Source organism: Pandoraea sp. E26, assembly GCF_000681415.1.
GTDB lineage: Bacteria > Pseudomonadota > Gammaproteobacteria > Burkholderiales > Burkholderiaceae > Pandoraea > Pandoraea pnomenusa.
The window spans coordinates 40,539-52,586 of sequence record NZ_AYXJ01000007.1; the positions used below are offsets into that span (position 1 = coordinate 40,539).

8 protein-coding genes are annotated in these 12,048 nt (G+C 67.6%); 4 read left to right on the plus strand and 4 right to left on the minus strand.

Going from position 1 to position 12,048, the window contains the following annotated elements; all coding sequences use genetic code 11:
- Positions 1 to 41: 41 nt before the first annotated feature.
- On the minus strand, positions 42 to 2,996 hold the full coding sequence (gene ppc, locus W930_RS0104195; protein ID WP_024788569.1) for a phosphoenolpyruvate carboxylase: 2,955 nt from the start codon (positions 2,994 to 2,996) through the stop codon (positions 42 to 44).
- A gap of 79 nt (positions 2,997 to 3,075) precedes the next feature.
- Between ppc and hemC the strand changes: the two genes are divergently transcribed.
- The 4 genes from hemC to W930_RS0104210 are packed head-to-tail and all read left to right on the plus strand — an operon-like array spanning position 3,076 to position 7,339.
- Positions 3,076 to 4,044 carry a hydroxymethylbilane synthase gene (gene hemC / locus W930_RS0104200; protein ID WP_023597101.1) on the plus strand — a complete coding sequence of 323 codons (969 nt, stop codon included), beginning with the start codon at positions 3,076 to 3,078 and terminating at the stop codon, positions 4,042 to 4,044.
- A 44-nt stretch (positions 4,045 to 4,088) separates the two neighbouring features.
- Positions 4,089 to 5,006 carry a uroporphyrinogen-III synthase gene (locus W930_RS29020; RefSeq protein WP_048806554.1) on the plus strand — a complete coding sequence of 306 codons (918 nt, stop codon included), beginning with the start codon at positions 4,089 to 4,091 and terminating at the stop codon, positions 5,004 to 5,006.
- Complete coding sequence (locus W930_RS29025; protein ID WP_048806555.1) at positions 4,993 to 6,156, plus strand: uroporphyrinogen-III C-methyltransferase; 1,164 nt, start codon at positions 4,993 to 4,995, stop codon at positions 6,154 to 6,156. The genes W930_RS29020 and W930_RS29025 overlap by 14 nt, the downstream gene beginning before the upstream one ends.
- A gap of 10 nt (positions 6,157 to 6,166) precedes the next feature.
- Positions 6,167 to 7,339, plus strand: a complete 1,173-nt coding sequence (locus W930_RS0104210) for a heme biosynthesis protein HemY (protein ID WP_023597100.1) — start codon at positions 6,167 to 6,169, stop codon at positions 7,337 to 7,339.
- A 90-nt stretch (positions 7,340 to 7,429) separates the two neighbouring features.
- On the opposite strand, the gene W930_RS0104215 is transcribed toward W930_RS0104210, so the two are convergent.
- The 3 genes from W930_RS0104215 to W930_RS0104225 form a co-directional block, all read right to left on the minus strand.
- Positions 7,430 to 8,773 (minus strand): hypothetical protein, encoded by a 1,344-nt coding sequence (locus W930_RS0104215; protein WP_145929435.1) that lies wholly within the window; start codon positions 8,771 to 8,773, stop codon positions 7,430 to 7,432.
- A gap of 253 nt (positions 8,774 to 9,026) precedes the next feature.
- Complete coding sequence (locus tag W930_RS26000; protein WP_023597098.1) at positions 9,027 to 10,535, minus strand: MDR family MFS transporter; 1,509 nt, start codon at positions 10,533 to 10,535, stop codon at positions 9,027 to 9,029.
- Positions 10,536 to 10,680: 145 nt separating this feature from the next.
- Positions 10,681 to 11,997, minus strand: coding sequence for an MFS transporter (locus W930_RS0104225; protein WP_023597097.1), 1,317 nt, complete (start codon positions 11,995 to 11,997; stop codon positions 10,681 to 10,683).
- Positions 11,998 to 12,048 lie beyond the last annotated feature (51 nt).

Here is a 12,048-nt window from a genome sequence, read left to right on the forward strand (position 1 = left end):
GCGACGTTTTTCGATCGTCGTCTCCCGGCGTCTGCGCTGCGTCAGCCGGTGTTGCGCAGACCGGCCGCGATCCCGTTGATGGACAGGTGGATGCCGCGCCGCGCGCGTTCGTCCGACTCACCCGCGCGGTGGCGCCGCAGCAACTCGACCTGCAAGTGATTGAGCGGATCGAGGTACGGGAAGCGATTCTTGATCGAGCGTGCGAGCAGCGGGTTGTCGGCCAGGCGCTCATCATGGCCGGTGATCAGCGCGAGCGCCTGCGTCGTGCCCTGCCATTCGGCCACGATGCGGCTGAACACGCGCTTGCGCAGTTTTTCGTCCGGTACCAGCTCGGCGTAACGCGAGGCCACGGCCAGGTCGGTCTTGGCGAGCACCATGTCCATGTTCGAGAGCAGATTCGCGAAGAACGGCCAGCGCTTGACCATCTGACGCAGCGTGTCGAGGCGCTTGTCCCGGCCGGCGGCGTCGCCGTCGTCCAGATACGCGCTCACCGCGCTGCCGAAACCGTACCAACCGGTGAGCAGCAAGCGGCATTGCCCCCACGAGAAGCCCCATGGAATGGCGCGAAGGTCCTCGATGCGGCGGTTCTTGGGGTCGGAGAACTTGCGCGAAGCGGGGCGCGACCCGATGTTGAGCTCGGCGATTTCCGCGATCGGCGTGGCCGAGAAGAAATAGTCGGTGAAGCCCGGCGTTTCATAGACGAGGTCGCGATACGCGGCAAATGCCGTGTCCGACAGTGCCTGCATGACCTGCTCGTATGCGGCCAGTCGCGGCGGCTGGTTGCGGCTCGGCAGCAGCGTGGCTTCAAGCGTGGCGGCCACGATCGTCTCGAGATTGCGCCGTCCGATTTCCGGATTGGCGAACTTGCTCGCGATGATCTCGCCCTGTTCGGTCAGGCGAATCTGTCCGTTCACGGTGCCCGGCGGTTGCGAGAGGATGGCCTGATAGGTCGGGCCGCCGCCGCGTCCGACGGTGCCGCCCCGGCCGTGGAACAGGCGCAGGCGGATGCCTTTCTCCTCGAACAGTCGCACCAGCGCGAGTTCGGCCTTGTACAACTCCCAGTTCGAGGTGAGGAAGCCGCCGTCCTTGTTGCTGTCGGAATAGCCGAGCATGACTTCCTGCTCGCCGCCTTGCTGCACCACGACCTCGGACATGCCGGGAATGTCGAAGAACTCGCGCATGATGACCGGCGCATTGCGCAGGTCGGCGATCGTCTCGAACAGCGGAATGACCATGGCGCCGACCTTCGGCTCGACGCCCTTCGCGCCCTTGCCGCCCAGCGCGCCCTGAAACAGGCCCGTCTCCTTTTGCAGCAGCATGACTTCGACCAGATCGCTCACGGTTTCCGTGTGCGAAATGATGTAGTTGCGCACCGCGCGCGCGCCGAAGCGGGCGCGAATCTCACGTGCGGCGGCGAATACGGCCAGCTCGTCGCGCGTGCGTTGCGAGTAGTCGAGATACGGCGAGAAGAGCGCACGCGGCTCGCGCAGTTCGCGCAACAGCAGCGCAAGCTTGGCCGCTTCGTCGAGTTTCGCGTAGTTCGCTTCGACGCCCGCCTTGGCGAATAGCTCGGCAATCACGGCTTCGTGCACGTCGGAGCTTTGGCGCAGGTCGATGCTCGCGAGATGGAAGCCGAACACCTCGGCGGCGCGCACCAGTGGGCCGAGGCGTTGCGAAATCAATGCGCTGCCGTGATGCGCCACGAGCGACGCGACGACCGTGTTCAGATCGGAGATGAATTCGCTGGCGTCGAGATATGGGCTTGCGTCGCCGACCGCGCCGCGATGCGGCACGTGGCCGACCCACTCGCGCGCGGTCGCGGCCAGGCGCGCATACACGCCGATCAGCGCACGGCGATAGGGCTCGTCGGTGCGGTGCGGCGAGTCGTCGGGCGAGCGGCGCGCCAGGGTGAGCAGCGCGTCGCTGGCGCCGGCGAGCAGCTGCGAGACGGAGAGTTCCGCGCCCAGCAAGTGCACTTCTTCGAGGTAGTGCGCGAAGATTTCCGTGGCCTGGCGCGTGATGGCCAGTTGCAGGGTCTGGGCGGTCACGTTCGGGTTGCCGTCGCGATCGCCGCCGATCCAGCTCCCCATTTGCAGGAAACGTCCGAGACCTTCGGCGCGCACGCTGGGCACGGCGTCGTGCAGCTCGGCGGCCACATCGTCGTACAGCGCGGGAATTTCGGACAGGAACGTGCTGCGGTAATACGACAGCGCGTTCTCGATTTCGTCGGCCACCGTCAGGCGCGAGCTGCGCAGCATGCGCGTCTGCCAGAGCGTGGTCACGTAGGCACGCATCGACTCGGTGTTGCGCGAGGATTCGCGCTCGGTGAGCGCGTCGTCGCGATGTTCGAGCAGGCGGGCGACCTCGCGCTCCGCGTCGAGAATGCTCTTGCGCTGGACTTCCGTCGGGTGGGCGGTCAGCACCGGCACGATGAGCGCGCTGGCGAAGAAGGCCTGGAGCGTGGCGGGATCGGCGCGACCGGCGTCCTTCAGGCTTTGCAGCGCGGCGCGAATCGTGCCCGGCTGGGCGCGGCTGCCCGCGAGCGCGTGCACGCGGCGGCGGCGGTTGTGATGCCGGTCCTCGGCGATGTTCGCCAGATGCGAAAAGTAGCTGAACGCACGCACCACCTGGATCGCCTGTTCATTGGTCAGGCCGTTGAGCAGCGTGTCGAGCGCCTTCGCGGCACCGCGATCGCCCTCGCGGTGAAAGCGCACGGCATTCTGGCGGATGGTTTCGACGAGATCGAACGCATCGCTGCCCTGCTGCTCGCGCAGGACGTCGCCGAGCAGGCGGCCGAGGAAGCGAATGTCCTCGCGCAGCGGGGCGTCCTTGTCTTCGCGCGAACGGCGGGTCTTCGGTGCCGCGGCGGCGTCCGGCACGCGTTTTGCCGGGCGGGGAGTGGATGGTGCCGCGGCTGCTGCCTTCGCGGGGGGAGTGTTGCCGACCGACTTGGCGAGGCCCTCTCGCGGGGCTTTTGCCTTTGCGCTGCTCTTCATGTCGCTCCTCTCGAGACCGGCCGTTGGGGCCGGTCAAGCGTGTTACCATTTTTTCTTTTGGTATTCACGCGGTTGCTGAATGAACTTCGCTGCTCCTGAAACCCTGGTGATCGCATCGCGCGAGAGTCGCCTCGCCATGTGGCAAGCCGAACACGTGCGTGACGCGCTGCACAAATTATATCCGCAGTGCCGCGTCAGTATTCTCGGAATGACGACCCGAGGCGATCAAATTCTCGACCGTTCGCTCGCGAAGGTCGGCGGCAAGGGGCTGTTCGTGAAGGAACTCGAACTCGCCCTGGCCGACGGCCGCGCCGATCTCGCGGTGCATTCGCTCAAGGACGTGCCGATGCAGTTGCCCGAAGGCTTCGCCCTTGCCGCGGTGCTCGATCGCGAAGATCCGTGCGATGCCTTCGTGAGCAACGACTACGACAGCCTCGACGCATTGCCCGCCGGGGCCGTGGTCGGCACCTCGAGCCTGCGCCGCGAAGTGAGTCTGCGCGCCCGCTATCCGCACCTCAAGGTCGCACCGTTGCGCGGCAACCTCGACACGCGCCTGGGCAAGCTCGACCGCGGCGATTTCGCCGCGATCATCCTTGCGGCGGCGGGCCTCAAGCGGCTCGGCCTCGGGGCGCGCATCCGCGCGGTCATTCCCACCACGGCGAGCCTGCCCGCGGCCGGTCAGGGTGCGCTCGGCATCGAAGTGCGGGCCGGACGCCCGGACATCCTGCAATGGCTTGCGCCGCTGCACCACGCCCGCACCACGCTGGCCGTGAGCGCGGAGCGCGCCGTGTCGCGGGCCTTGGGCGGCTCGTGCCAGGTGCCGCTTGGCGCGTTCGCCGAATTCACCGCGCAGGGCGACCTGGCGCTGCGCGCGTTCATCGCGTCGACCGACGGCGCCACGGTGCTGCGCGCGCAAGGCGCCGCGAACGTTGCCGAAGGCGACGTGGCCGCTGCCGAGGCGCTCGGCCGGCAAGTGGCGCAGGAACTGATCGATGCGGGTGGACTGGCGTTGGTGCCGCCGTCCGACCCGAAGGACTCCCCCGTTTGAGCTCGCGCGCACCGGCAATGCCTCCCGTCGCGGCCGGGACCCGCGTGTCCGGCGCGACAGGCGCGCTGTGCGCGATTCTCACGCGTCCCGACGGTCAGGCGGACGGCTTCGCCAGGGCGTTGAACATCGAAGGGATCGACACGCTGGCGTTTCCGCTGCTGCACATCGCTGCCCAGACGGACGCGGCCGCGCTCTCGGCGCTCGATCGCGCACTGCGGTCGCTGCCGTCCTACGCGCTCACCGTGTTTGTATCACCCAATGCCGTGGCGCACGCATTGGCGCGATTCGTCCATCTGCATTCTCGCGATAATCGAGACACGGCCGACGCCCGTGCCGGCGACCTGTGGCCGCGGGCGTTGCCGGTGGCGGTGGTGGGGCCGGGCAGTGCGCAGGCGCTTGCCGAGGCGGGCATCGCGCCGCCCCGGCACCGTGTGATCGTGCCGCCAGGCGGGCCCGCGGCGCGTTTCGATTCAGAGGCGTTGCTCGAACAGATCGACCTCGCGGCACTGGCCGGGCGTCGGGTGCTGCTGGTGCGTGGCGACGGCGGACGGGAATTGCTTGCCGAGACGTTGCGCGCGCACGGCGCGCAGGTCGATATCGTGAGCGCCTACACGCGGCGCGCGCCACAACCCGACGCGCTCGCCTGGGCGGCGCTCGAAGCCCGGATGGCGTTGCCGGGGCCGTGCGTATGGGTGCTCACGAGCTCCGAAGCGGTGCGGCATCTGGCCACGCTGCTCGCGGCGCGGTACGGTACGCGTGACGGCGTGCACACGCCGGGCACCCCGCAAGTGCTTGCCCAAATCCTTGCGACACCGTGTTTGACGTCGCATGCGCGCATCGCAGATGCCGCGCGGGCAGCGGGGTTTGATAGGATTACGCAGTGCGCGCCCGGCGACGAGAACTTGCTGGCGGCACTCAAAACATGGGCGGATCCCATTCAAGTCAAGCATGACGACAGATAATCGCGTTCCCGAGTCTTCCCAAAACCCGTCGGCGCCGAGCGGCGCGGCGGCGTCGAACAGCACCGCGAGCCCCGCGTCGGGCGGTGCGACCTACGGTACGGCGGGCGCCGCGCCGGCGTGGCAACCGCCCGAACCGCCGCACAAGCGTCGTGGCACGGGGGCGGCGCTACCGTGGCTGCTTTTCGTGCTCGTGTCGGCCGGGGCCGGCATTGGCGGCTGGTCGCTCAACCAGAAGCTCGACCGCGTGCAGCAGGAAATGGCGCGCCGGCAGCAGGCGGGCGACGCGCAGGTGATGCAGGCGCAGGTGCGCACGGCGCAGGCGCTCGACAACCAGCGTGACTTGCAGAACCGGCTCACGGCCCTCGAAGGGCGTGTGGCCGATTCGCGCAGCCAGCAGGCCGCGCTCGAGCAGCTCTACCAGGAGCTCGCGCACAACCGCGACGAATGGGTGCTCGCCGAGACCGAGCAAATCGTCACGAGCGCCAACCAACAGTTGCAGCTCACCGGCAACGTGCGTGGTGCGCTCATCGCGCTGGAAGGGGCGGATGCACGTCTGGCCCGCACCGGCGCGCCGCAGCTCGCCGGCGTGCGCGACGCGCTCAAGAAGGACATCGACCGCCTCAAGGCCGTGCCGGCCGCCGATCTGCCGCAACTGACCGGCAAACTCGATCAGGCCATCGCCATGATCGACACGCTGCCGTTGCAGGCCGAGGAGCAGCGCGTCGCACCGAAGGCGGACGCCAGCGGCCCCGCCGGGGCGGGGGAGACCGGCTGGGTCGCCACGTGGCACCGCCTGTCGTCCGAGATGCTCGGCAGCCTGAAGCAACTGGTGCAGGTGCGCCGCCTGGACGACCCGGATGTGATGCTCGTGGCGCCGGAGCAAGGCGCCTTCCTGCGGGCGAACCTCAAGCTGCGGCTGCTCAATGCGCGCCTGGCGCTGCTCGCGCGCAATGCGTCGGCCGTGCATGGCGACGTGGTGGTGGCGCAGGCCGCGCTCGACAAGTACTTCGACGGCAAGTCGCGGCGCATTGCCGCGGTCAAGACGCTGCTCGACCAGATCGATGCGGGCGCCCGCACGATCGAACTGCCGACCCTTGACGCCAGCCTGACCGCCATCGGTCAGGTCAAGGACGTCAAGGACAAGCCGTAAGGAGCCGGGCATGCGAGGACTGATCTGGTTGACGCTCCTGTTCGCGGTAGCGGCCGGTTTTGCCGTGCTGGCCACGTTCAATCATGGCCAGGTGGTGATGCTGGTGCCGCCGTACCGGGTGGACGTATCGCTGAACCTGTTCGTGCTGGCGATGCTGGCGTTGTTCGTGGCGCTGTACGTCATCATTCGCGTGCTGCGCAACATTTACAAGATGCCGGAGCGGGTGGCTGCGTACCGCAATCGCCAGCGCAGCCGCCGCGCCAACATCGCGTTGCGCGACGCCGTCGCAAACCTCTTCGCCGGACGCTACACACGTGCCGAGAAAGCCGCGCGCGAGGCTGCCGAGCAGGACGACAATCGCGGCGTGGCCGCGATCATCGGCGCCCGCGCGGCGCACCGCATGCGCGAGTTCGCGCGTCGCGATGCCTGGCTGGACGAGGCGCAGGGCGCCAATCTGGAAGAAGCGCGTCTGTTGCAGACGGCGGAACTGCGCGTGGACGCTCGCGATGCGCAAGGAGCCCTCGATGCGCTCACGGAAATGCGTGCGCAGGGCGCTCGCCGCATGCAGGCGCAACTGGTTGCGCTGCGTGCGCATCAGCATCTGAAGCACTGGCCCGAAGTGCTGGGCCTGCTCAAGATGCTGGAAAAGCGCGAGGCGCTGCATCCGGCGCTCGCCGCCAAGCTCAAGCAAACGGCCAGCGAAGGCATTCTGCGCGATCACCGTCACGACGCGGACGCGCTGCTCAAGTGCTGGCAGGAGCTGCCGGCCGATGCACGGACGTCGTCGCGCATCGCGGACGTGGCGGCGGAATTGCTCGTCGCGCTCGATCGCCCACGCGAGGCGCGCGACATCGTCGAGGCCGCGCTCGCCGAGCACTGGGATGCGCGACTGCTGCGACGCTACGCCGAGTGCGCGGGCGGCGACGCGTTGCCGCTGATCCAGAAGGCGGAAGCCTGGCAGCAACGTCATCCGAACGATCCCGACCTGCTCTATGCGCTGGGCAAGCTGTGTCAGCACCAGCGTCTGTGGGGCAAGGCGCAGACGTTCCTGGAGGGGGCGCTGCGTTACACCGACGATCGTCATTTGCAGCAACGTGTGCATCTGGCGCTGGCACAGCTCTTCGAAGGCCTGGGCCAAATGGAGCAGGCCAACCGCCACTATCGCGCGTGCGCGACCGCCTGAGCGAAACGTGTGGCGGCAAACGCGCCATCGCGATTGAAACACCCGCGCAATGCGGGTGTTTTCTTATGCGCGAGGCGGTCTTCCGTTGGATCAGCCGACGGCTGATGACGCGGACGACGCTGACGACGCGGGCAACACCGGCAGTGCGCCCGACGCGCCGCGGCCGAAGGTGAACTGGTAGTACATGGCGAAGGTGGCGGCGAGGAGGTCGTCGAGCGGCGGTCGCGCATAGACGCGAGGGTCGCCCTCACTGGCCCGGCGCAATCCGCTCAGCAATGCGATGCAATCGGCATAGGCGAGGTCCAGGTCGTCGTAGCTGTCCTGCAACGCCGCGATGTCCGCCATGCGCTGCATGAGCGCCGACGCATCGACGGCATGCAGCATTTGCAGGTTCTCGTAGATCGCCGTAAGCGCCGAGGTGAGGGTGCCGGCGTTGTCCGACTCGAGCGCACCGTCGATGACAGCGTTCGTCACCTCGTGGCGGGCGCTCGCGGGCGCGTGGCGCAGGAGCGCGCTCACCAGTTCGCGACTGTCGCAGAGCCCGGCGAGATGCGAGATATCGTTGGCGATCCTCAGGCAGGCATCGGCGCGGTCCTGCTCGGGCAGACTCTCGATCGCATGGGCGAGCGCGGTCACTGAGGCGGAGCCGACGAGTTCGCCACACCGCCCCACGCCATCGTGGATGTGTCGCCACTCGCGCGACCTTGCCGTGTGTGGCAGTTGCCGCAGGTGGGCAAGCCGTGTGGCCAGCAGTCCGAGAAACCGCTCGCTCACGCTCGCCATTGCCAGGTCGGTCGCCAGCGCGACGCTGTCGCCGCTTTGCCTGAGCAGGCCATGGCTGGCCGCGGTAATCATGCGCGGTTCGAAGTCCAGCGCCAGCGCATACAGGGATTCGAAGCCTTGCAGCCAGCCGTGCGTCGCCTGTTGCTCGGCATGCCTGCGGATCAGGCCTTCGAGCACGTCGCGCGCGGCCGGGTAGTCCGCGGTGCGCAGGAAGTGGGAGACGGCGGCGCGCGCCTCGGGGGCCGCCTCGGTGTCGGACAGCTTGGCGAGTGTGAGTTCGAGCGACGGGTTGCCGTGGAGCGAGGCGGTACCGGGCGTCATGTGTGTCCCGTGTGGCACATGGCGGGCGTGGGGCGCGTGGGGTGACGACAGTCCTCGCTTCAATGCCGGCGCGAACCCGGGCGCGCCGTCGCCCAGGTCGATGGCGTTGCGACGTTTGATGACGCGCACCGCCTTCGGCGGGAGCATCAGTCCCGGCGCTGCACTCCCGGGTGCCGTCATGGGCCCGTCGTTCGCGCACGCGCCGTGCGCGAGCGCATGGAAGTCCTTCACGAACGGCGACCGGGGCGTGGTGCACGCGCGGCTGCCGGCTTCGGACGGGGCCGAAGCGGGGCTGGCCGCAGCGGGGCCGGACGTGCTGGAAGGGGACATGGAGGCGGGCGACAAGAACATCGTGAGCGTCTCTTCCTGTGGGCTGAGGGAGCGCTTACTGTGCAACGCAACCGAGTCGAGCGACTTTCACATTGCGTCCGACCGATCCGCGGACAAATCACATTCGCGCGGGCGGGCTCGCCATGACCGCCGCGCGGCCGTTCGCCGCCGCCAAGTCGCGCTCGTGCCCGTCGCCAGATCCCGGAGGCGGGTGCCGTGTGCCGGGTGCGAGAAACGATTTGTGCCGGTGGCGCTACTCGATCGCAGTGGCTTCGTTGCCCGAGCTCTGTCGCAGCGGCAATTCGGGCAGGCGGCTCAACGCGACGATGGCCAGTGCCGCGATGAACGCGCTGCCGGCGAAGAACGCGCCGAATGCGAGGCGCAGGTGACTTTCCATGCCCGCCGGCGCGCCGCCGGGGCGCAGGAAGTCGGTCAGCTCGCGTGGCGCGCCGCCGTCCCCCGAAACCAGCAAGCCGACGATGAGGGCGCCGAACATGGCGACGCCGATCATGCCGCCCAGCGCGCGGAAGAACGCATGCGCGGCCGTGGCGATGCCGATATCGCGCGGGGCGACGGCGTTCTGGGTCGCCACCGTCATGACCGGCATGGCCGAACCGAAGCCGATGCCCACGAGCGCGAGACAGAGCGCAATGACCACCAGCGGCAGCGACTGCACGCCCAGCGCGATGACGGCCAGACCCAGGAACGCCACCGGCAGTCCGATCTGGGGCGGACGCTTGTAGTGCCCCGTGGCCCGCATGTATTGCCCGGCACTGAGCGCGCCGACCACGATGCCCAGCAGCGGCAGCATCAGCATCAGCCCGGAGCGGCTGGCCGACTCGCCGCGTTGCAGCTGGAGGTAGAGCGGCACGTAAATGCCGATGCTGATGTTGACCATCATCACGAGCACCGCCATGGTCGAGGTCATGCGGAACACCGGGTTGGCGAGCAGTGCCACGGGCAGCAACGGCTCGCGCACGGCGCGTTGATGGCGCAGGAACACGCCGGCCACGACCACCGACGCGGCGACCAGGCCGCCGATCTCCAGCGACAGCCAGGCGTAGCGATGCCCGCCCCATGTGAGCGCCAGCAACAGGCACACGGTGGCGACGATCAGCAACACGGAGCCGAGATAGTCGATGCTCGGACGGCCTTCGCGTCGCGGCAGGCGGCGCAGTGCGCGATCGCTCAGGTAGATGGCGAGCAATCCGAGCGGGAGATTGATCCAGAAGATAAGGGTCCAGTTCAGGTACTGCGCGAACACCCCGCCCGTGACCGGACCGGCAACGCCGGAGACGGCGAACATGCCCGAGATATAACCCTGATAGCGTCCCCGCTCGCGAGGCGAGACGATATCCGCGATCACCGTGTTCGACAACGCGATGAGTCCGCCGCCACCGAGCCCCTGCACGCCGCGCGCGACGATCAGTGCGAGCATGTTCGGCGCCAGCGCGCACAGCACCGATCCCACGAGAAAGACCGCCACGCTCACGGCGATGACGACGCGTCGTCCGAACAGATCCGAGAGTTTGCCAACGATGGGCGTGATCGCGGTCGACGAGAGCAGATAGGCGGTCACCACCCACGATACCGCGTCGAAGCTCCCCAGATCCCGCGCGATGGTGGGCAGCGCGGGCGCGACGATGGTCTGGTCGAGCGAGCCGAGGAACATGATGAGCAGCAGTCCCGAGAGGATCTGCTTGACCTCGGCGGGCGTGAGCGAGACGCCGGCCGGCGTCGTCTGGGAATCGTTGGCGGGCATGCGGATTCGGGGGCAAAAAAACAGGCCGTCCCGGGGAGGACGGCCTCAGGCATGTTACTCCGATGGCGGCAACCCGGCCAGCCGCCCCGTGGCGCCTCGGTCTCGGCGTTCGAGACGAGGTTTCGTCAGGCGATCCGGTGCGGCCTCACCTGTTGACGAGGCGCGCCGGGACCGAGAGCGTGAGCAGTCCGCCGAGAATCATGAAGGCGGTGAGCAGGAACATGCCGCTGTTGGTACTTTGCGTGGCGTCCTTGAGAAAGCCGATCAGATATGGGCCGACGAAGCCTGCGAGATTTCCCAGCGAGTTGATCATCGCGATGCCGGCTGCCGCGGCAGTGCCGCCGAGAAACGCGGTGGGCAGGCTCCAGAACAGGGGCAGCACGACCATGATGCCCATCGTGGCGAGCGTGAGCGCCACCATGGCGAGCTGTGTGTTGTGGCTCCAGGTGGTCGACAGGAACAGGCCGACGGCGCCGAGGAACGCGGGAATCGCGATGTGCCAGCGGCGTTCGCCGCGAAGGTCCGAGCGACGCCCGACCACCACCATGGCGATAACCGCGAAGAAGTAGGGAATCGCGGTGAGCAGGCCGATCTTGAGCGGGTCCGTCACGCCCGTGCCCTTGATGATCGTCGGCAGCCAGAAGCCCACACCGTACAGGCCGATCACGAACGAGAAATAGATCAGGCTCATCATCCACACGCGGGCGCTGGAGAACACCTGGCTGAGCGGCAGGTCTTCCTTGGTCAGCACGTCGCTGGCAATGTTGCGCTCGAGCATGGTCTTCTCGGCGTCGTTGAGCCACTTCGCATCGCGGATGCGGTCGTCGAGCACGAACAGCACGGCAATGCCGATCACCACCGACGGAATGGCCTCTAGCAGGAACATCCATTGCCAGCCGGCCAGCCCGTTCACGCCGCTCATGTCCTTGAGAATCCAGCCCGAGAGCGGGCCGCCCACGAGTCCCGAGATCGCCACGGCCGTCATGAACCACGCGGTCATGCGCCCGCGGCGCGACGCGGGGTACCAGTACGTGATGTACAGGATGATGCCGGGGAAGAAGCCCGCTTCGGCCACGCCGAGCAGGAATCGCATGACGTAGAACATCGACGGGGTGGTGACGAACATCGTCGCGCCCGAGATGATCCCCCACGAAATCATGATGCGTGCAATCCACACGCGCGCGCCCACGCGGTGCAGGATGACGTTGCTCGGTACCTCGAAGATGAAGTAACCGATGAAGAAGATGCCCGCGCCGAGACCGAACACGGTCTCGGAGAACTGCAGGTCGCCGACCATTTGCAACTTGGCGAAGCCCACGTTCACACGGTCCAGGTAAGCAACCACATAGCAAAGCAGCAGAAACGGAATCAGCCGCCAGCCGACCTTGCGGTAGGTGGCCGCCTCGAAATCCGCCGATGGCGCATCGGTCATCGGTGACGGGGGCGTCGGAACGCTGTTCATACGAATCTCCTCCGGTTTGACGTTGTGTGTCTCTCTTTATGGTTTGAATCC

Coding starts and splice junctions, on each gene's coding strand:
- ppc (WP_024788569.1), bottom strand. CDS start 2,996: ATGAAGAGCAGCGCAAAGGCAAAAGCCCCGCGAGAGGGCCTCGCCAAG.
- hemC (WP_023597101.1), top strand. CDS start 3,076: ATGAACTTCGCTGCTCCTGAAACCCTGGTGATCGCATCGCGCGAGAGT.
- W930_RS29025 (WP_048806555.1), top strand. CDS start 4,993: ATGACGACAGATAATCGCGTTCCCGAGTCTTCCCAAAACCCGTCGGCG.
- W930_RS0104210 (WP_023597100.1), top strand. CDS start 6,167: ATGCGAGGACTGATCTGGTTGACGCTCCTGTTCGCGGTAGCGGCCGGT.
- W930_RS0104215 (WP_145929435.1), bottom strand. CDS start 8,773: ATGTCCCCTTCCAGCACGTCCGGCCCCGCTGCGGCCAGCCCCGCTTCG.
- W930_RS26000 (WP_023597098.1), bottom strand. CDS start 10,535: ATGCCCGCCAACGATTCCCAGACGACGCCGGCCGGCGTCTCGCTCACG.
- W930_RS0104225 (WP_023597097.1), bottom strand. CDS start 11,997: ATGAACAGCGTTCCGACGCCCCCGTCACCGATGACCGATGCGCCATCG.